Raw genomic sequence first — 18782 nt, 5'->3', positions numbered from 1 at the left:
GGACACCGGGGCGCTAACCCTCCAGAAAGCTCAGCCGGACCGAGCGTTGCGGGTTGTCCCGGTTCAGGTCGACCAGGACGACGCTTTGCCACGTGCCCAGCATCGGCTCACCGGCCGACACCGGAACCGTCACCGACGGCGCGACGAGCGCCGGCATCACATGGTCGGCGCCGTGGCCAGCCGAGCCGTGCGAATGCCGGTAACGATCGTCGCGCGGCAACAGCCGCTCCAGCGTGTCGACCAGGTCGTCGTCGGAACCGGCGCCCGTCTCGATGATGGCCACCCCGGCCGTGGCGTGCGGGACGAACACGTTGCACAGGCCGTCCCCGCGCGACCAGCAGAACCCGCGCACCGCCTCGGTCAGATCGACGATTCGGCGGCGCGAGGTGTCCACGTCCAGCACATCGGTATGCACCCGGCCAAGCCTACGGCGCGAGCCTTGAGGCCAGCCAATCCATTGTGAGCGCTGACACAGCATCCAACGGCCGCCAGAAGCTTTCCGAAAGCATTGCGGCGAGTAACCGGCAGGAGGAAGGTAACGGGTGGGACCGGTGGCGCCACCGGGGTGCCGCCCCGACATAGGAGGGGTCAACCGTGTATGCACGCTCCACTACCATCCAGGCGCAACCCCTGTCGGTCGACATCGGTATTGCGCACGTTCGCGACGTCGTCATGCCCGCCCTCACCGAGATCGATGGGTGTGTGGGGCTATCGCTGTTGGTCGACCGGCAAGCCGGCACCTGCATCGCCACCAGCTCGTGGGAAACCATGGAAGCGATGCGCGGCAGCGCCGAGCGGGTGGCACCCATCCGGGACCGCGCCGCGCTGATGTTCGACGGCAGCGCGCGGGTCGAGGAATGGGACATCCCGTTGCTGCACCGCGACCATCCCTCCCGCCCCGGCGCGTGTGTGCGAGCCACCTGGCTCAAAGTGGTGCCGGATCAGCTCAGCCGGTCGCTGGACTTCTACCGGATGGCGGTGCTGCCCGAGCTGGCGGATCTCGACGGGTTCTGCAGCGCCAGCCTGATGGTCGACCACCCCGCCTGCCGCCGCGCCGTGACCTGCTCCACGTTCGACTCCATGGAGGCGATGGCCCGCAACCGCGACCGCGCCAGCGAACTTCGCAGCAGGCGGGTGCGCGACCTGGGCGCCGAGGTGATCGACGTCGCCGAGTTCGAGCTGGCGATCGCTCACCTGCGGGTGCCCGAGCTGGTCTAACCCCGCGTGCGGCGGATGATCGCGCGCAGCCGGTCCAGCCGGCCGGCCATCTCGCGTTCACCCCCGCGGCCGCTAGGCCGGTAGTAGTCGACCCCTACCAGCTCATCCGGTGGATATTGTTGTGCGACAACACCATCCGGGTGGTCGTGCGAGTACTTGTAGCCCTGCGCGTTGCCCAGTCCGGCCGCACCCGAATAGTGCCCGTCGCGAAGATGGGGCGGAACCAGACCGGCTTTGCCGGCCCTGATGTCGGCCATCGCCGCGGCCAGCGCCGAGGTGACCGCGTTCGACTTCGGCGCACTGGCCAGATAAATCGTGCAGTGCGCCAGGGTGAGCTGCGCCTCGGGCATGCCGATCAGCGCCACCGTCTGCGCGGCCGCAACCGCGACCTGCAGCGCGGCCGGGTCGGCCATGCCGATGTCCTCGCTGGCCAGGATCATCAGCCGGCGCGCGACAAACCGTGGGTCCTCACCGGCGACCAGCATGCGGGCCAGATAGTGCAGTGCGGCGTCAACGTCCGAGCCGCGGACGGACTTGATGAAGGCGCTGATGACGTCGTAGTGCTGGTCACCGTCGCGGTCGTAGCGCACCGCCGCCTCGTCCAGGGACTGCTCGACGGCCGCGACGGTCAACTCGCCGCGGGGCTCGACCGCCTCGGCGGCGACCTCCAGCGCGGTCAACGCGCGGCGGGCGTCACCGGCGGCCAACCGCACCAGCAGGTCGATGGCCTCGGGCGCGACCGCGATCTGCCCGCCCAGGCCGCGCGGGTCGTCGATCGCGCGCTGCACCACGGTGCGGATGTCCTCGGCGCTCAGCGGCCGCAACTGCAGGATCAGCGAGCGTGACAACAACGGCGCGACCACCGAGAAGCTGGGGTTCTCCGTGGTCGCCGCCACCAGCAGCACCACCCGGTTCTCCACCGCGGACAGCAGCGCGTCCTGCTGGGTCTTGGAGAATCGGTGCACCTCGTCGATGAACAGCACCGTCTGCTCCCCGGACAGCAGCGCCCGGCGCGCGGTGTCGATCACCGCCCGAACGTCTTTGACGCCGGCCGACAGGGCTGAGAGCGCCTCGAACCGGCGGCCGGTCGCCTGCGAGATGAGCGCGGCCAGCGTTGTCTTACCGCTGCCGGGCGGCCCGTACAGGATGGCCGACGCCACACCCGAGCCCTCGACCAGGCGGCGCAGCGGAGATCCGGGCGCCAAAAGATGGTCCTGTCCGACCACCTCGTCCAGCGATGCCGGACGCATCCGGACCGCCAGGGGTGCACCGCCCGACACGCCCAGTCCATGATCGCTTGACTGCGGCGGGCCGGGCAGGTCAAACAGACCGTCGGACACGGCATCAGGCATACCACGAAGCCGCGACACGGCGGCGACTCACATGGCGGGGTCTGCAAGGCCGTCGGATACTTGTTAAGTTCTGCGACGCATGCCCAGAACGTCGACGACGTAGGAGCGGTGATGAGCCAACCCCCGGAGTACCCCGGCAATCCGATCGGGCCGCGAGGTAATCCTGATCCCGCCGGCTACCCGCCTCCCGGTTACGGGCCGCCCGGTCCACCACCCGGCTATGGGCCGCCACCCGGCCACGGTCAACCCCCCGGCTATGGGCCACCACCCGGCTACGGTCCACCCCCCGGCTATGGCCCACCCCCCGGCTATGGGCCGCCCCAACAACCGGGCTACGGCACGCCGCCGCCCGGGTACGGGCCGGCGCAGCCCGGCTACCCGCCACCGGGCTACCCCGCAGGAGGCCCGCAGCGGTTCAGCATCGGTGAAGGCTTCTCGTGGGCGTGGAGCAAGTTCGGCAAGAACGCCGTCCCGCTGATTGTTGCGGTGCTGGTGTACGCCGTGGTCGGCCTGATCCTGTACGGCCTGGTATTCGTGCTGCTCGGCGGGGGTGACGCCGCGACGAGCAATGCCGACGGAAATTACGGCGCATCGTTTTCGGGAAACATGGGCGGCGTCGGCGCGATCGTCCTGCAGATCGTGATCTTCGTCTACACCATATTCGTCCAGGCGGCATTCCTGTCGGGTGCCCTTGACATAGCCGACGCCCGGCCGGTGACGGTCAGTTCCTTCTTCAAGCCGCGCCACTTCGGCAACGCGCTTCTGGCCGCCGCACTGCTCAGCGTGATCAGCGTGGCATTGGACGCGCTGTCGCTGATCCCCCCGACGATTGTGTTCAATTTGTTGGCGCTGTTGGCCGTTGCGGTCTTCAGCTTCTTCTCGCTGTTCACCATCGCCTTCGCGACGGATCGCGACCTGCCGCCGATCGAGGCGTTGAAAGCAAGTTTCACCACGGTCCGCTCCGACATCGGCAGCGCCCTGCTGTCATGGCTGGTGCAGTTCGCGATCGTGCTGGTCGGTTGCTTTCTGTGCTTCGTCGGGCTCGTCGTCGCCGCCCCGGTAGCGCTGTTGATCCAGGTCTACACCTACCGGCGTTTGTCCGGCGGCCAGGTCGCGCCGTGAGTCCGATGACCATCACCGTCGACTGAGGCGGCCCCGCTGCATCAGTCGGGTTACCAGGCGGGCCCCCAATGACATTCGGCACCGGTGCACCGTCAGGGGCCGGCACCGCGCGCTATGACGCGGATCGCCTGCTGGCCGAATACCGCGCCGCGCGGGCCCAGGAAGCGCTCTTCGATCTGCGGCACGGTCCGGCAAGCGGCTATGACGAATTCGTCGACCGGGACGGCGACGTCCGACCGGCGTGGGCCGAGCTGGCCGACGCCATCGCTGAGCGCGGCCGCGCCGGGCTCGACCGGCTGCGCTCGGTGGTGCACGACCTCATCGACAACGACGGCATCACCTACACCGACGTCGAGCCCGGCGGTCGCGGCCAGGAGCCCAGGCCCTGGCAGCTGGACACCCTGCCGATCGTGCTGTCCGCGGCTGACTGGGAGGTGCTCGAGACCGGCCTGCTGCAACGGTCGCGGGTGCTCGACGCCGTGCTGGCCGACCTGTACGGGCCGCGCAGCCTGCTCACCGAAGGCGTCCTGCCCCCCGAGCTGCTGTTCGGCTATCCCGGGTACGTACGCGCGGCCAATGGAATCGAAATCCCCGGGCGCCACCAGCTTTTCATGCATGCCTGCGATGTCAGCCGGCAACCGGACGGCACGTTCGTCGTCAACGGTGACAGCACCCAGGCGCCCTCGGGCGCCGGGTATGCGTTGGCCGACCGGCGCGTCGTCGCGCACTCGATTCCCGACCTCTACGAACGAGTCGCCCCGCGGCCGACGACACCGTTTGCCCAGGCGCTACGGCTGGCGCTGATCGACGCCGCACCCGATGACGCCCAGGACCCCGTGGTGGTGGTGCTGTCCCCGGGTATCTACTCCGAGACCGCGTTCGACCAGGCCTACCTGGCCACATTGCTGGGTTTCCCGATGGTGGAAAGCGCCGACCTGGTGGTGCGCGACGGCATGTTGTGGATGCGCTCGCTGGGCACCTTGAAACGCGTCGACGTCGTGCTGCGCCGGGTCGACGCCGACTACACGGACCCGCTGGATCTGCGTGCCGACTCCCGGCTCGGGGTGGCCGGCCTGGTGGAGGCCCAGCACCGCGGGACGGTGACCGTGGTCAACACGCTGGGCAGCGGAATTCTGGAAAACCCTGGGCTGCTGCGTTTCCTGCCCGCGATGGCCGAGCACCTGCTGTCGGAAACGCTGCGGTTGCCCACCGCCGGAGTCTATTGGGGCGGCATCGGCAGTGAACGCTCACACCTGCTGGCGAATCTGTCGTCGTTGTTGGTGAAGTCCACCATCGGCGAGAAAACCCTTGTCGGGCCGACACTTTCGTCTCAACAACTGACGCAGTTGGCGGCCCGCATCGAGCAGATGCCGTGGCAGTGGATCGGCCAGGAGCTGCCGCAATTCTCGTCCGTGCCGACCGACCACACCGGCGTGCTGTCGTCGGCGGGCGTCGGCATCCGTTTGTTCACCGTTGCCCAGCGCGGCGGCTACGCGCCGATGATCGGCGGCATCGGTTACGTGCTGGCCCCCGGACCCGCCGCATACACGCTGAAAACCATTGCGGCAAAAGATGTCTGGGTCCGACCCACCGAGCGGGCGCGCGCCGAGGCGATCAGCCTTCTAACGCCGGAGGCGCCGGCGAAGACGGCCGCGGGTACCTGGGGCGTCAGCTCCCCGCGCGTGCTGTCCGACCTGTTCTGGATCGGGCGCTACGGTGAGCGCGCGGAAAGCATGGCGCGGCTGCTGATCGTCGCCCGCGACCGGTTCCACGTCTACCGCCACCACCAGCACAGCGAGGAAAGCGAATGCGTGCCGGTGCTGATGACCGCGCTGGGCCGAATCACCGGAACCGACATCGCGGCCGACAGCGACGGCGACCACGCCGAGCTGATCGCCACAGCCCCCTCCACCCTGTGGTCACTCACCGTCGATCCGAACCGGTCCGGCTCACTGGTGCAATCGGTGGAGGGTTTGGCCCTGGCCGCGCGGGCGGTGCGCGATCAGATGTCCAACGACACCTGGATGGTGCTGGCTGCGGTGGAGCGGGCGCTGGCGCTGAAAAGCGACCCGCCGGACTCACTTTCCGAGGCCGACGCCTTGCTGACCGGAGCTCAGGCCCAGACGCTGGCCGGCATGCTGACCCTGTCGGGGGTGGCCAACGAGTCGATGGTGCGCGACGTGGGCTGGACGATGATGGACATCGGCAAACGGATCGAACGCGGGCTGTGGCTGACGGCGTTGCTGCAGGCCACACTCACCGTCGGCCGCGGCGCCGCGGCCGAACAGACCGTCATCGAGTCCACCCTGGTGGCGTGCGAGTCCTCGGTCATCTACCGGCGCCGCACGGTGGGCAAGATCAGCGTGGCCGCCATGGCCGAGCTGATGCTGTACGACGCGCAGAACCCGCGGTCGCTGCTGTACCAGCTGGAGCGGCTGCGGATCAATCTCAAGGACCTGCCCGGCTCGTCCGGGTCGTCGCGGCCGGAACGGTTGGTGGACGAGATCGGCACGATGTTGCGGCGGTCCCACCCCGCCGCGCTCGAACGGGTCAGCCACGACGGCCGGCGTGCCGAGTTGGCGCAGCTGCTCGCGTCGGTGCACGTCGAGCTGCGCAACCTGGCCGAGGTCATCACCACTACCCAGCTGGCGTTGCCCGGTGGTATGCAACCGATTTGGGGTCCCGACGAACGACGGGTAATGCCAGCCTAGTTTCGTTGTCTCCCCACACCTTTCACGCGTTCGATGTCGCCCGATCCGCGGCGAGGCCCTGGTAGCGGTGCGCATCGGGCAGTCGCCGACGCCGCACCATGTGCACCAGCGCCAGAACCGACAGCGCGGCGGCGTAGATGCACCAAAGTGACGCGAAGGCGTTCACATAAAGGACGGCAACCACGATCAGCCCCACCAGGTTGGCCACCCCGAACACCACGATGGAGCGATAGCCCGACAGCAATGCCGGCCCGATGACAGCGATGACGTAGAGCACCACCCACACGTAGCCGTCGTGGACGCCGGTCTGGTATTGCAGCGCATGGGGGCCCTTCGTCACTTCGACTGGTTCGGTGAGCACGACGACAGCCAGATAGGCCGACACGACGGTGCCGAGTACCGCGAATGGCGCCACCCGCAGCCGGGCGCCGCGCGGTTCCAGCATCAGGATCGCCCACGGGACCAGCGCGGGAAGCAGCGGCAGCGCGACGAAGACATATGCGCGTATCGCCAAGTGGACCAGTCCGGGCGAGAAGACGCCGTCGGGCCACACGGCCGCCTCGATGAACTGGTGGACTGCGAACACCGTCGGCAACAACGCGAATGGCACTTCGCGCCAGTGCTTGACCTCGCGCAGGGTCGCCACGGCGACCGGGACGAGGGCGGTGCCTACCACCAGATCCGCTGTGATCGAAAAGCACATCGCCGCAGAGTTCCCCTTTATACCGCTGCGAATCGGGCTTCGGCCCCGGGCGCGACTCAGCCGGCCACCGAGGCGGGGCCGCGGGACTCCGAGGTCACCTCGTCGACCACGGTGTGGATGAACCTCATCTTCTCCAGCACCGCGACCGGGAGCACGAACGGGTACAGGTCGTCGCGGCCCATCGACCGGTTCACCATGTTCAGCGACCACGACAACGGCAGCCACATGTCGATGATCGTCTGAAAAGCACTGGGGCCCAAGGCGGGCCGGTCGAAAGTGGCCGACGCCGGGGCCAGTCCGCACCAGGCCGAGGTGTCCAGCGTGTCACGGATGTGCAGGTAGTGGGCGAACGTCTCGGCCCAGTCCTCGGCGGGATGCATGGTGGCATAGGACGATACGAAGTCCTTTTGCCAGCCCTCGGGAGCGCCCTCGCTGTAGTGGCGGTCGAGCGCCTCGGAGTAGTCGGATTCGTGGTCGCCGAACAGTTCGTTGAACCGCTCCACATAATCGGCGAACGGTGCGATCAGCCGGTAGTAGTAGTAATGCCCGATCTCGTGGCGGAAGTGGCCCAGCAGGGTCCGGTACGGCTCGTCCATCTCGACGCGCAATTGCTCGCGGTGCGCGTCGTCGCCCTCGGCCAAATCGATGGTGATGACCCCGTTCTCGTGCCCGGTCATCACCTGCTCGTGCGCGCTGGACAGCAGCCGGAAGGCCAGCCCGTAGTTGGGATCCCTGTCCCGCCCGACGATCGGCAACTTCAGCTCGTGCAGCTCGGCGATCAGCCTGCGTTTGGACGCCTCGGCCCGGGCGAACTCGGCCATCCCCACGGTGTCGGCGTCGTTGGGCCGTTCGATCGTCAGCGCGCACGAGGGGCACAGCAGCCGGGGGGTGTTGACGGGAACCAGCCAATTGCACTCGGCGAGAAGTAGATTGGCGCACAGCTGATACTCGCTCGCGCGTACGACGCCGGCGTGCTCGGGGGCGTCGTCCTCCGAAAGTACCAGCAGCGCCATCTGGTCGAGCGAAAACCCTAGTGCGCTACCGCAATTGAGACAGGTGGAGTTCTCGAAGGTCAGCCGCTGGCCGCAGTTGGGGCAGGTGAAGTCACGCATACAGCACATCGCCTTCGAAGGGCACCACGTCGACTGCGACGTCGATCACGCTGTGTTCCGAATTGGTGTAGATGATCCCCCGCAGCGGCGGGACGTCCGCATAGTCACGGCCCCGGCCCACGACGATATAGCGCTCGTCGACCATCTGGTCGTTGGTGGGATCAAGCCCCAGCCACTCGAATTGGCGCGCCTGCTGCGGAGTCCACACCGCTGCCCAGGCGTGGGTGGCGTCGATGCCGATCATCCGATCCTTTCCGGGTGGCGGGTCGGTGGCCAGGTATCCGGATACGTAACTGGCCGCCAACCCATTGGCTCGCAGGCAGGCAATCGCCAGCCTGGCAAAGTCTTGACATACCCCTTCGCGGGCGGCCAGAACCTCGTTGACTCCGGTGGAAATCGTCGTCGACCCCGACCGGTAGGCGAAGTCGGTGAAGATGCGCGACGTCAGGTCGCGCAGCACATCGATCAGCGGACGTCCGGGTGTGAAGCTGGGCGCCGCGTAGTCGCGGATGTCGTCGGTGATCTCCGGTGGATTCAGGTCCAGCGTGAACTCCGTCGCCAGCGCTGCGCTGGGTCCGATGGGCCGGGCCGCCTCCCACGGCTGGGCCGCGGAGACGTGGGAATCGGGGCCGGGCGGATAGGCGTCGACGATGGAATCGCTGGTCACCTTGAGGGCGCGGTGCGGCTCGGTCACGTGGAAATAGGAGCTGGTGTTGCCGTAGCTGTCCGTGCTGGTAGAGCTGTCGGCGGGGGTTGGCTCGATGATCAGCCGATGCGCGACACAGCGCTGCCGCAGCGAGTCGCGCGGGGTGAGAAATCCGCGACCGTAGGAGCTGGTCACGATGTCGGAGTAGCGGTACTCGGTGCGGTGGGTCACCCGATGTCGACGGGCGACCCCGGCTCCTGGTTCGCCTAATTCTGCTGGCAAGCGCTTTCTCCTCCTCACCGCTGATCTCATCACATGCCGGCCCCGTGCGTAGGGCCCGCGGAACGCACCGTCGCCCACCGTTTGCCAATCCGACGGCACTCGCGCCAAAACGGGAGCACAATCGTGTGGTGGCCACCTGGGGCGAGGTCGCCCGCATCGTCGGTGAGCTGGCACTCACCTCCGAGCCGTCACCGCACGACTGGCGGGTCGGCAAGAAATTGCTGGCCTGGGAGCGGCCGCTGCGTCCCTCCGAGCGCGAGGCGCTGGAGCGCGACGGCCCGCGACCACCACAGGGCGACATCCTCGGGGTCCGGGTGTCCGACGAGGGCGTCAAGTTCGCGCTGATCGACGACGAGCCCGGGACTTACTTCACCACCCCGCATTTCGATGGCTATCCCGCGGTGTTGGTCAACCTGGCCGAGATCTCGGTGCGCGACCTCGAGGACCTGATCACCGAGGCGTGGCTGACGCAGGCGCCGCGGAAATTGGTTCAGGAGTTCCTGGCCGACTCGCGCTGACTCGCTCAGACGTGTCGAAGGTCGATGACGCGCTGCAGGTCGTCGATGCAGGCGCTGACGACGTCGGCGAGGATCCCTTGCGCCTTCTCGTGCGCCCCCGACTGCAATTCCGCGGCGTGATTGCGCGCCGACGCCGTGTAAGCGCAGGCGCCGGCGGGATCGGAGTCGGCGAGAGCGGTCGCGGCCGCCAGCACCACCAGCACGGTGGGCACGGGATGCGGAAGGCGTTCGCGGCCGCCATCGGAGATGGGATCGGGGCCCGGCGAGACGGCGCGGGCCAGTTGCAGCACCGAGCCGGCCAGCAGGGCCACGTGCACGGCCTGGTGATCGGCGGCCTCGATCGTGGTCCGCAGGCCCCATCGTCGCGGTGCGATGGTGACGACGTGGCGAGCCGTCGTGCGCGCCTCGAGTAGCCCGCTGAGCTGTTCGTGCACCCGGTCTACAGCAGTCAGCGGCCAATCCGGCGGAGGGGCTTTGCGTCCGGCGGCGACGTCCGCGGCGCGCGACAGGACGTCGTGCAGCACCCCGAGCACGCCGACGCGGGCATTGCGCAGCACCGTCAGCGGGTCGGCGGGAAACAGCAAGACGGCGAAGACGATGGCCACCGCACCGCCGATCAGCGCGTCGAAGATGCGTTCCAGCCCGACGCCGCCGCGGTAGAGGGCCAGCACCAGGATCGCCGACACCACGGTCTGGTTGGCGAACATCATCCCGTGCCCGATGAAGCCGCCCCCGATGAACACCGCGGCGCCCAGCGCCACCAGGGCGGCGACCGCAATGGGCACGTCACCGGGCCCGAGCAGGCCCTGCACCAGCGAGCCCACCCCGATGCCCAGGGTCACCCCGATCATCATCTGGACGGCGCGTTGCGCGCGCAGCACGTTGCTGGTCGACAACGACACCGCGGCGGCGATCGGCGCGAAGAACGGCTGCGGGTGATCCAGCACGTCGTGGGCCAGGTACCAGGACAGGCCCGCGGCCACCGCGGTCTGCACCAGGTTGAACCACACCACCCGCAAGCGTTTGCCGCCCGCGCGCGCGGCGGCGAGAACCAGCGATGGCACCGCTCGCCGCGAACCGCCCACCGGCTAGGTCCGGCTTAACTCGAACAGCGGAATCACCCGGGTGGTCTTGGCCTGGTACTCGGCGAAGCCGGGCGCGACGGCGGTGATTTCGTCGAAGAGCGCGGCCCGCTCCCCGGCGGGAAGCTCGTGGGCGGCGACGTCGAACGCTTGCACTCCCTGCGGGGCGCCGATCTCGACGCGCGCCTGCGGGTTGGCCCGCAGGTTGTGCACCCACGCCGGGCTGACCGGGGCGCCGGCGAAGGAGCCGATGATGATGAGCTTGCCGTCGATGCGGAAATAGGCCAGCGGAGACACCCGCGGCTGACCGGACTTGGCGCCGGTCGTGTGGAGCAACAGCAGGTTGGCGTTGGCGAACTGGCCGCCGACCTTGCCGTCGTTGGCACGGAACTCCGCGATGATGTTCTCGTTGAAATCATTGACGAATTCGGGGTCCGGAGTTTGTTGAGTCATGCCCTGTCAACCTTCTCGGGCTTGGCGTCTATTCCGGACTCCTTGCGCTGCTGCGCGGTGATCGGCGCCGGCGCTTCGGTCAGCGGGTCGACGCCGCCGCCGGTCTTCGGAAAGGCGATAACCTCACGGATGGAGTCGACCCCGGACAGCAGCGCGTTGATCCGGTCCCAGCCGAACGCGATCCCGCCGTGCGGGGGCGCGCCAAAGGTGAACGCCTCCAACAGGAATCCGAATTTCTCCTGGGCCTCAGCGTGGTCCAGGCCCATCACCGCGAACACCCGCTCCTGGATGTCGCGACGGTGGATACGTATCGATCCGCCGCCGATCTCGTTGCCGTTGCAGACGATGTCGTAGGCGTCGGCGAGCACGTTGCCGGTATCGCTCTCGATTGCATCCTCATGCCCGGACTTGGGTGAGGTGAACGCGTGGTGCACGGCGGTCCACGCCCCCGACCCGACGGCGACGTCCCCGGCGGCGGTCGCGTCGTCGGCGGGCTCGAACAGCGGCGGGTCCACCACCCAGACGAACGCCCAGGCGTCGGGGTCGATCAGTTCAAGCCGGTGGGCGATCTCACCGCGGGCGGCCCCCAGCAGGGCCCGCGAGGGCTTGGCCGGGCCCGCCGAGAAGAAGACGCAGTCGCCCGGCTTCGCCCCGACCTGCGCGGCCAGCCCATCGCGTTCGGCATCGGACAGGTTCTTGGCGACCGGACCGCCCAGCGTGCCGTCGTCGGCGATCAACACGTAGGCCAGTCCGCGGTGGCCGCGCTGTTTGGCCCACTCCTGCCAGCCGTCCAGCGTGCGCCGCGGCTGCGAGGCCCCACCGGGCATGACCACGGCACCGACGTACGGTGCCTGGAAGACACGAAATGTGGTGTCTTTGAAGAACTCTGTGCAGTCGACGAGCTCGAGGGAGAAGCGCATGTCGGGCTTGTCGGAGCCGAATCGTCGCATCGCGTCGGCGTAGCTGATCCGCGGGATGGGCGTCGGAATTTGGCAGCCGATCAACGCCCACAACGCGGACAGGATCTCCTCGGAGATGGCGATGATGTCCTCGGCGTCGACGAAGCTCATCTCCATGTCGAGCTGGGTGAACTCGGGCTGGCGGTCGGCGCGGAAATCCTCGTCGCGATAGCAGCGGGCGATCTGGTAGTAGCGCTCCATGCCGGCGACCATGAGCAGCTGCTTGAACAGCTGCGGGCTCTGCGGCAGGGCGTAGAACGAGCCTGGATGCAGTCGGGACGGCACCAGGAAGTCGCGGGCCCCTTCCGGGGTCGAGCGGGTAATGGTCGGGGTTTCGATCTCGACGAAGTCATGTTGCGCGAGCACCGAACGCGCCGCGGCATTCACGTTGGAGCGCAGGCGGATTGCCGCGGCCGGACCGTCACGGCGCAGGTCCAGGTAGCGATACTTCAGCCGCAGCTCCTCGCCGGCGGGTTCGTCGAGCTGGAACGGCAGCGGGGCGCTCTCCCCCAGCACGGTCAGCGAGGTGGCGTTGACCTCGATGTCGCCCGTGGCGATCTCGGGGTTGGCGTTGCCCTCCGGGCGGATCTCGACCACGCCGGTGACGGCGACGCAGAACTCGGCGCGCAGCCGGTGCGCCTGGGCCAGCACTTGCCCCACCTCGAGGCCCTCCCGGAACACCACCTGGGCGATCCCGGAGGCGTCGCGCAGGTCGATGAAGATGACGCCGCCGTGGTCGCGGCGGCGGGCCACCCAGCCCGCTAGCGTCACCTGCTGCCCGGCGTCGCTACTGTCCAGCGAACCCGCGGCGTGACTGCGCAGCACAAAACACTCCCTTTCACCTGGCTTGAACGAGTGACCAGTCTAAAGGAGGTAATTTCGGTGGCATCGCCACAGACGCTGCTACCAACATCGCCCTGGTCGGTCCCGGAGCCGTCGGTACGACGGCCGCCGCGCTGCTGTACCGGGCGGGCCATTCGGTCATGGTGTGCGGTCGCACCCCGCGCGACGCCATCGAACTGCGGCCCGATGGAGCGGACCCGATCGTCGTTCCCGGGCCGGTGCACACCGATCCCGCCGAGGTGACCGGGCCGGTGGACATGGTGCTGCTGGCCGTCAAGGCCACCCAGAACGACGCGGCGGCCGGCTGGCTGGCCCGGCTGTGCGACGTCCACACCATCGTCGTGGTGCTGCAAAACGGCGTGGAGCAGGTCGAGCAGGTGCAGCCGCACTGCCCGCTGTCCCCCGTCATCCCCGGCATCGTGTGGTACTCGGCCGAGACCCAGCCCGACGGCTGGGTGCGATTGCGTAGCGAGGCGGCCCTGGTCCTGCCCAGCGGGCCCTCCGCCGAGACCGTCGCCGAACTGCTGCGCGGCGCCGGCTGCCGGGTGGACTGCGACCCCGACATCATCAGCGCGGCCTGGCACAAGCTGCTCACCAACGCACTGGCCGGGTTCATGGCGCTGGCGCACAGGCGGTCCGGGATGTTCCGCCGCGACGACGTCGCCGCGCTGTCGCGGCGCTACGTCGCCGAGTGCCTGGCCGTCGCCCGTGCCGAGGGTGCGCGGCTGGCCGACGGGGTGGCCGACGAGTTGGTCGACATGTTCCGCAACGTTGCCGAAGACATGAGCACGTCGATCCTGACCGACGCAGAACACCAGCGGCGGATGGAATGGGACATCCGCAACGGCGTAATCATTCGCAAGGGCCGGGCGCACGGCCTGGCCACGCCGATCAGCGACGTCATAGTGCCCTTACTGGCCGCGGCCAGCGACGGCCCCGGCTAAGTTGATCTCATGTTCCCCTGCGAGCGCGTGGATACGAGCTTCACCGACACCGCACCGTTCCGGTTCAGCAACAGCGTCGAGCTGGCCATCACCCCCGAGCAGCTTTTCGAGGTGCTTTCCGATGCCCAGTCCTGGCCGCGCTGGGCGAAGGTGATCACGAAGGTGACCTGGACCAGTCCCGAGCCGCGTGGTGTGGGCACCACCCGCGTCGTCGAGATGCGCGGCGGCATCGTCGGCAACGAGGAATTCCTCGCCTGGGAACCGTTCACCCACATGGCATTTCGGTTCAACGAATGCTCGACCCGATCCGTGGCGGCCTTCGCCGAGGATTACCGGGTCGAGCGCATCCCGGGTGGCTGCCGGCTGACGTGGACCATGGCCCAGAAACCGGCCGGCCCGGCGAAGCTGGCGATGGTCGTGGTGGGACCGCTGCTGAACCTGGCTCTGCGCCGTTATCTGCGAAACCTGCGCAGCTACACCGACTCCCTTGCGACCCGGCAACGTTAGGAGAACGTCATGACCTTCAACGAGGGCATGCAGATCGACACCAGCACCGCGTCCTCGTCCGGTGGGGGCGGGATGGGAATGGCCGTCGGGGGTGGCGGCCTCGGACTGCTCATTCTCATCGGGGCGCTGTTTTTCGGCGTCGATCCCGGCCGCGTCATGAACCAGCAGCCGACGAATACCGGCGGCTACTCGGCGCCCGGCTTCGACCTGAGCCAGTGCAAGACCGGCGCCGACGCCAACAAGTACGTGCAATGCCGCGTGGTCGCCACCGGCAACTCGGTGGACGCGGTGTGGCACCAGCTGCTGCCGGGTTACACCCGCCCCCACGTCCGGCTGTTCACGGGCCGGGTGAGCACCGGCTGCGGGGCGGCCACCACCGCGGTCGGCCCGTTCTACTGCCCGGTCGACCAGACGGCGTACTTCGACACCGACTTCTTCCAGGAGCTGGTCGATCGATTCGGTTCCAGCGGTGGGCCGTTCGCCCAGGAGTATGTGGTCGCCCACGAATACGGCCACCACGTGCAGCAGCTGCAGGGGCTGCTGGGACGCTCGCAGCAGGGTGCGCAGGGCGCCGGCGGCAACGGCGTGCGCACCGAGTTACAGGCCGACTGCTACGCCGGGATCTGGGCGCACTACGCCTCCACGGTCAAGCAGGAGAGCACGGGTGTGCCCTACCTGGAACCGTTGAGCGACAAGGACATTTCCGATGCCCTCTCCGCCGCGGCGTCGGTGGGCGATGACCGCATCCAGAAGGAATCCACCGGGCGGGTCAGTCCCGAGTCCTGGACGCACGGTTCGTCGGAACAGCGGCAGAAGTGGTTCACCACCGGATACCAGACCGGTGACCCGAAGAAGTGTGACACCTTCTCGGCGCCCGAATTGGGTTAGGCCCTAGGCCAGTAGACCCCGCAACGGCGCCGAACGCGCCGAAGTCGTCGTCGTCGCGCACGCCGAACCCGGGAGTGCACCGGCTTGAGCCCGACCGAACTGTTGTTCCCCTACGGCACGCTGCAGCAGCCCGACGCGCACGTGGACGGGCCAGTGTTCGCCATCAGCGAAATCGACTGGCGGCCGCCGGGGTGTACGTCTTCGCCGGCTGATTACCCGGGCTGGGCCGCGCAGGTAACGGTGGTGGTCGCATCCTGCTGCGCGATCACCTGGCCGTCCACGGCGATCTCGCAGTGGAACGAGGCCGGTCCATTGCCCGAATCCGGCCAGTGCAGCATGCCGCTGGCGCTGATCCTCGCCGACTGGTTCGGGTTCGCCAAGGTGGCGGTGTAGGTGACCGGCGTTCCCGCGCTGAGCGGGGCCTGCGCGCTGGTCATGAACTTCGACGGGTCCGCGTTGTAGGCGGCCTGGCTGGGCGGATCGGCATTCACGTAGTTGACCGTGGCGGTCAGATTGTTGGGGCTCGTCACGGTGTAGGTCACCTGATGGCCGGCCGGATCCGCATAGCTGGTCGCGGGCGTGAGCACCGCCCCTGCCGCCATTGCCAGCATTACCGCTGAGATCGCGCTCGCTGTCCTGTGCACGTTCGTCATATCGAAAACGCTACCGGATTCGTTAGCGGCGGTTCGCTGTTTACCGGCAGCTGTGCCCGCCGTTGCCCGGCTCCGGTATGAAGCAAGCATGAGCGATGAGTCGCAATCGGCACCGAAACCGGCCGATATCGCCGTCGCGCCGGTGACCCGCCGCCGGTTGCTGACGACCGCGGCGGTCTCGGCCGCCCTCGGGGTGGGCATCGGGGGCGGTGCCGTGCTGCTGTGGCCACGCCCGCGAGGCCCGATGGCCTGGCTGCAGCCCGACCGCGATGGCGCACCACCGGTTGGCGGGCTGCATCTGCAGTTCGGGAAGAACGCCGGCGCCGAGGTGGTGGTGTCCTGGCACACCACCGACGCGGTCCGCAATCCGCGCGTCCTGCTCGGGACGCCGACATCCGGCTTCGGCCGCACCGTCGCCGCGGAAACCCGCACCTATCGGGACGCGAAGTCCAACACCGAAGTTCGCGTCAACCACGCCCGGCTGACCAACCTCACCCCGGACACCGACTACGTGTACGCCGCGCTGCACGACGGCGCCCAACCCGAGCAGGGCATCGTGCGCACGGCGCCCGTGGGACGAAAACCACTCCTGTTCACCAGTTTCGGAGACCAGTCCACACCGGCACTGGCCAAGATGCCGAACGGCAGCTACACCACCGACAACATCGGCTCACCGGCCGCCGCCGACACCACCATGGCGATCGAACGGATGGGGCCGCTGTTCAACCTGATCAATGGCGACCTGTGCTACGCCAACCTGGCCCAAGACCGGGTGCGCACCTGGTCGAACTGGTTCGAGAACAACACCCGCTCGGCGCGGTACCGGCCCTGGATGCCGGCGGCCGGTAATCACGAGAACGAATTGGGTAACGGGCCAATCGGTTACGGCGCCTACCAGGCCTACTTCGCGGTACCCGACTCCGGGTCGGGCCCGGAGACCCGCGGCATGTGGTATTCGTTCACCGCCGGTTCGGTGCGGGTGATCAGCCTGAGCAACGACGACGTCGCCTTCCAGGACGGCGGCAACTTCTATGTACACGGCTATTCCGGTGGTGAGCAAAAGCGCTGGCTTGCAAATGAACTCGCTACGGCCCGGCGCGATCCGGGCATCGACTGGGTCGTGGTATGCATGCACCAGACGGCGATCTCCACCGCCGACAAGACCAACGGCGCCGACCTGGGCATCCGCCAGGAATGGCTGCCGCTGTTCGACCAGTACCAGGTCGATTTGGTGGTGTGCGGTCACGAACACCACTACGAGCGCTCGCATCCGCTGCGCGGCACGCTGGGGACCGACACCCGCACGCCGATACCCGTCGACACCCGAAACGATCTCATCGACGCCACACGGGGAACGGTGCACCTCGTCATCGGCGGGGGCGGCACGTCGGCACCGAGCAACGCGATGTTCTTCCCCGAGCCGAGGTGCCGGGTGGTGACCGGTGTGGGCGCCTTCGATCCCGGGCTAAGACGCAAGGCCCCCGTCTACGTCCTCGAGGACGCACCATGGTCCGCGTTTCGCGACCGCGACAACCCTTATGGTTTCGCGGCTTTCGACGTCGATCCGGGCCAACCGGGCGGTGATACCACCATCAAGGCGACGCACTACGCGCTGCGGGGTCCGTTCGGTGAAGTCGCCGTCATCGACGAATTCACGCTCACCAAACCGCGGGCCGACAAGCCCGGCTAGCTCAAAACAACGTCGGCTGAATGGGTTCCGGTGCCGGCGCGACCGACACCGCTTGCGAGAACGGGCGGTGGTCACCCGCCAGTCGATGCTTGGCGATCAGCGGCACGGCCCGCTGCCGCAACATGGCGCGATAATCCTGCGGCAAGTAGGCGCCGCGCCGAAACAGCTCGCGATAGCGGCCGACCAGCTCTGGATGCGAGCGCGCCAGCCAGCCCATAAACCATCCTCGGGTCGAGCTGCGCAGATGCAAGCCGAAAACCGTGACGCTGCTGGCACCGGCCGCCGCGATCTGGCCGAGCAGCCCGTCGAGGTGCTCGGCGGAATCGGTGAGATGCGGCAACACCGGCGCAACCATCACATGACAGTCCAGGCCGGCGGCCCGGATCGCGCTGATCAGGCCCAACCGGGCCTGTGGTGTGGGCGTGCCGGGCTCGACGTCCTTGTGCAGCTCTGGATCGCCGACGGCCAGCGACACCGCGACCGAGACCGGAACCTGCGCCGCCGCATCCGTGATCAGCGGCAGGTCGCGGCGCAGCAGCGTGCCCTTCGTCAGGATCGACAGTGGCGTGCCCGATTCGGCCAGGGCGCAGATGATGCCGGGCATCAGGGCGTAGCGCCCCTCGGCCCGCTGGTACGGATCGGTGTTGGTACCCAGGGCGACGGTCTCGCGCTGCCAGGACGGCCGCCGCAGCTCGCGGCGCAGCACCTCGACGACATTGGTCTTGACGACAACCTGAGTGTCAAAGTCATTGCCGCAGTTCAGCTCCAGGTATTCGTGGGTGGGCCGGGCGAAGCAGTACCGGCAGGCGTGCGAGCAGCCGCGGTAGCCGTTGACGGTGTAGCGGAACGGCAACGCCGCCGCGTTCGGAACCTTGTTCAGCGCGGACTTGCACACCACCTCGTGGAAGGTGATCCCGTCGAACTGAGGCGAGCGCACGCTGCGCAGGAAGCCGATGCGTTGTAGCCCCGGCAGCGCCCCGTCCTCGACCGGCTTCCCGTTGACCGCGACAGCCTGATTTGCCCACCGCATACGGTCTATTCGAACATTAGTTCGAGAGCCAGTCAAGCACCATGCCGCGGACCGCGGCGCGCGGGGCTC

At 68.1% G+C, this 18782-nt stretch carries 18 protein-coding genes; 8 read left to right on the top strand and 10 right to left on the bottom strand.

Annotated elements, in window-relative coordinates:
• Nucleotides 1-13 precede the first annotated feature (13 nt).
• Nucleotides 14-403, bottom strand: a complete 390-nt coding sequence (locus VFW69_RS15415; protein WP_526502390.1) for a secondary thiamine-phosphate synthase enzyme YjbQ — start codon at nucleotides 401-403, stop codon at nucleotides 14-16.
• A gap of 191 nt (nucleotides 404-594) precedes the next feature.
• On the opposite strand from VFW69_RS15415, the gene VFW69_RS15410 reads away from it, so the two are divergent.
• Nucleotides 595-1218, top strand: a complete 624-nt coding sequence (locus VFW69_RS15410) for a hypothetical protein (RefSeq protein WP_526502370.1) — start codon at nucleotides 595-597, stop codon at nucleotides 1216-1218.
• On the opposite strand, the gene VFW69_RS15405 is transcribed toward VFW69_RS15410, so the two are convergent.
• The gene (locus VFW69_RS15405; RefSeq protein ID WP_526502369.1) at nucleotides 1215-2570 is read right to left on the bottom strand and encodes a replication-associated recombination protein A; all 1356 of its coding nucleotides are present in this window, start codon (nucleotides 2568-2570) and stop codon (nucleotides 1215-1217) included. The two genes, VFW69_RS15410 and VFW69_RS15405, sit on opposite strands and share 4 nt — an antisense overlap.
• A gap of 111 nt (nucleotides 2571-2681) precedes the next feature.
• Between VFW69_RS15405 and VFW69_RS15400 the strand changes: the two genes are divergently transcribed.
• Both VFW69_RS15400 and VFW69_RS15395 read left to right on the top strand, forming a co-directional pair.
• Nucleotides 2682-3692, top strand: a complete 1011-nt coding sequence (locus VFW69_RS15400) for a hypothetical protein (RefSeq protein WP_526502368.1) — start codon at nucleotides 2682-2684, stop codon at nucleotides 3690-3692.
• 68 nt (nucleotides 3693-3760) lie between these two features.
• A complete protein-coding gene (locus VFW69_RS15395) occupies nucleotides 3761-6403 on the top strand; it encodes a circularly permuted type 2 ATP-grasp protein (RefSeq protein WP_526502367.1) in 2643 nt (880 codons plus the stop codon).
• A 22-nt stretch (nucleotides 6404-6425) separates the two neighbouring features.
• Here VFW69_RS15395 and VFW69_RS15390 read toward each other — a convergent pair whose 3' ends face one another.
• From VFW69_RS15390 to VFW69_RS15380, 3 genes are read right to left on the bottom strand one after another with little or no spacing between them, the layout of a single operon-like run.
• Nucleotides 6426-7106, bottom strand: a complete 681-nt coding sequence (locus tag VFW69_RS15390) for a DUF6629 family protein (protein WP_526502366.1) — start codon at nucleotides 7104-7106, stop codon at nucleotides 6426-6428.
• Nucleotides 7107-7162: 56 nt separating this feature from the next.
• Nucleotides 7163-8218, bottom strand: coding sequence for a zinc-binding metallopeptidase family protein (locus VFW69_RS15385; protein ID WP_526502365.1), 1056 nt, complete (start codon nucleotides 8216-8218; stop codon nucleotides 7163-7165).
• The gene (locus VFW69_RS15380) at nucleotides 8211-9176 is read right to left on the bottom strand and encodes a transglutaminase-like domain-containing protein (RefSeq protein WP_526502364.1); all 966 of its coding nucleotides are present in this window, start codon (nucleotides 9174-9176) and stop codon (nucleotides 8211-8213) included. Before VFW69_RS15380 ends, VFW69_RS15385 begins: the two co-directional genes overlap by 8 nt.
• A 98-nt stretch (nucleotides 9177-9274) precedes the next feature.
• On the opposite strand from VFW69_RS15380, the gene VFW69_RS15375 reads away from it, so the two are divergent.
• Entirely contained in the window at nucleotides 9275-9664 is a 390-nt protein-coding gene (locus VFW69_RS15375) for an MmcQ/YjbR family DNA-binding protein (protein WP_526502363.1), read from the top strand.
• Between the two features lie 5 nt (nucleotides 9665-9669).
• Here VFW69_RS15375 and VFW69_RS15370 read toward each other — a convergent pair whose 3' ends face one another.
• The 3 genes from VFW69_RS15370 to aspS are packed head-to-tail and all read right to left on the bottom strand — an operon-like array spanning nucleotide 9670 to nucleotide 12983.
• Nucleotides 9670-10749, bottom strand: coding sequence for an FUSC family protein (locus VFW69_RS15370; protein ID WP_526502362.1), 1080 nt, complete (start codon nucleotides 10747-10749; stop codon nucleotides 9670-9672).
• A gap of 3 nt (nucleotides 10750-10752) precedes the next feature.
• On the bottom strand, nucleotides 10753-11199 hold the full coding sequence (locus VFW69_RS15365) for a nitroreductase family deazaflavin-dependent oxidoreductase (protein ID WP_526502361.1): 447 nt from the start codon (nucleotides 11197-11199) through the stop codon (nucleotides 10753-10755).
• A complete protein-coding gene (aspS, locus tag VFW69_RS15360; RefSeq protein WP_526502360.1) occupies nucleotides 11196-12983 on the bottom strand; it encodes an aspartate--tRNA ligase in 1788 nt (595 codons plus the stop codon). The genes VFW69_RS15365 and aspS overlap by 4 nt, the downstream gene beginning before the upstream one ends.
• 62 nt (nucleotides 12984-13045) lie before the next feature.
• Between aspS and VFW69_RS15355 the strand changes: the two genes are divergently transcribed.
• The 3 genes from VFW69_RS15355 to ypfJ are packed head-to-tail and all read left to right on the top strand — an operon-like array spanning nucleotide 13046 to nucleotide 15340.
• Nucleotides 13046-13945: an oxidoreductase gene (locus VFW69_RS15355; protein WP_526502389.1), complete on the top strand. Its 900-nt coding sequence runs from the start codon at nucleotides 13046-13048 to the stop codon at nucleotides 13943-13945.
• A 9-nt stretch (nucleotides 13946-13954) separates the two neighbouring features.
• Nucleotides 13955-14452 carry an SRPBCC family protein gene (locus VFW69_RS15350; RefSeq protein WP_526502359.1) on the top strand — a complete coding sequence of 166 codons (498 nt, stop codon included), beginning with the start codon at nucleotides 13955-13957 and terminating at the stop codon, nucleotides 14450-14452.
• A gap of 9 nt (nucleotides 14453-14461) precedes the next feature.
• Complete coding sequence (gene ypfJ, locus VFW69_RS15345) at nucleotides 14462-15340, top strand: KPN_02809 family neutral zinc metallopeptidase (RefSeq protein WP_526502358.1); 879 nt, start codon at nucleotides 14462-14464, stop codon at nucleotides 15338-15340.
• Between the two features lie 212 nt (nucleotides 15341-15552).
• Here the strand turns inward: ypfJ and VFW69_RS15340 are convergent, their stop codons facing one another.
• The gene (locus VFW69_RS15340; RefSeq protein ID WP_526502357.1) at nucleotides 15553-15993 is read right to left on the bottom strand and encodes an Rv2576c family protein; all 441 of its coding nucleotides are present in this window, start codon (nucleotides 15991-15993) and stop codon (nucleotides 15553-15555) included.
• A gap of 88 nt (nucleotides 15994-16081) precedes the next feature.
• On the opposite strand from VFW69_RS15340, the gene VFW69_RS15335 reads away from it, so the two are divergent.
• The gene (locus VFW69_RS15335) at nucleotides 16082-17683 is read left to right on the top strand and encodes a fibronectin type III domain-containing protein (RefSeq protein ID WP_526502356.1); all 1602 of its coding nucleotides are present in this window, start codon (nucleotides 16082-16084) and stop codon (nucleotides 17681-17683) included.
• A gap of 1 nt (nucleotide 17684) precedes the next feature.
• On the opposite strand, the gene VFW69_RS15330 is transcribed toward VFW69_RS15335, so the two are convergent.
• Entirely contained in the window at nucleotides 17685-18713 is a 1029-nt protein-coding gene (locus VFW69_RS15330; protein WP_526502355.1) for an Rv2578c family radical SAM protein, read from the bottom strand.
• Nucleotides 18714-18782: the final 69 nt, after the last annotated feature.

Source organism: Mycobacterium sp., from assembly GCF_036273375.1.
Lineage (GTDB): Bacteria > Actinomycetota > Actinomycetes > Mycobacteriales > Mycobacteriaceae > Mycobacterium.
Note: the sequence above shows the minus strand (reverse complement) of the source record. Positions and strands in the feature narration are given on the sequence as shown.

Coding starts and splice junctions, on each gene's coding strand:
- VFW69_RS15405 (WP_526502369.1), bottom strand. CDS start 2,570: ATGCCTGATGCCGTGTCCGACGGTCTGTTTGACCTGCCCGGCCCGCCG.
- VFW69_RS15400 (WP_526502368.1), top strand. CDS start 2,682: ATGAGCCAACCCCCGGAGTACCCCGGCAATCCGATCGGGCCGCGAGGT.
- VFW69_RS15395 (WP_526502367.1), top strand. CDS start 3,761: ATGACATTCGGCACCGGTGCACCGTCAGGGGCCGGCACCGCGCGCTAT.
- VFW69_RS15390 (WP_526502366.1), bottom strand. CDS start 7,106: ATGTGCTTTTCGATCACAGCGGATCTGGTGGTAGGCACCGCCCTCGTC.
- VFW69_RS15385 (WP_526502365.1), bottom strand. CDS start 8,218: ATGCGTGACTTCACCTGCCCCAACTGCGGCCAGCGGCTGACCTTCGAG.
- VFW69_RS15380 (WP_526502364.1), bottom strand. CDS start 9,176: ATGAGATCAGCGGTGAGGAGGAGAAAGCGCTTGCCAGCAGAATTAGGC.
- VFW69_RS15365 (WP_526502361.1), bottom strand. CDS start 11,199: ATGACTCAACAAACTCCGGACCCCGAATTCGTCAATGATTTCAACGAG.
- VFW69_RS15350 (WP_526502359.1), top strand. CDS start 13,955: ATGTTCCCCTGCGAGCGCGTGGATACGAGCTTCACCGACACCGCACCG.
- ypfJ (WP_526502358.1), top strand. CDS start 14,462: ATGACCTTCAACGAGGGCATGCAGATCGACACCAGCACCGCGTCCTCG.
- VFW69_RS15340 (WP_526502357.1), bottom strand. CDS start 15,993: ATGACGAACGTGCACAGGACAGCGAGCGCGATCTCAGCGGTAATGCTG.
- VFW69_RS15335 (WP_526502356.1), top strand. CDS start 16,082: ATGAGCGATGAGTCGCAATCGGCACCGAAACCGGCCGATATCGCCGTC.
- VFW69_RS15330 (WP_526502355.1), bottom strand. CDS start 18,713: ATGCGGTGGGCAAATCAGGCTGTCGCGGTCAACGGGAAGCCGGTCGAG.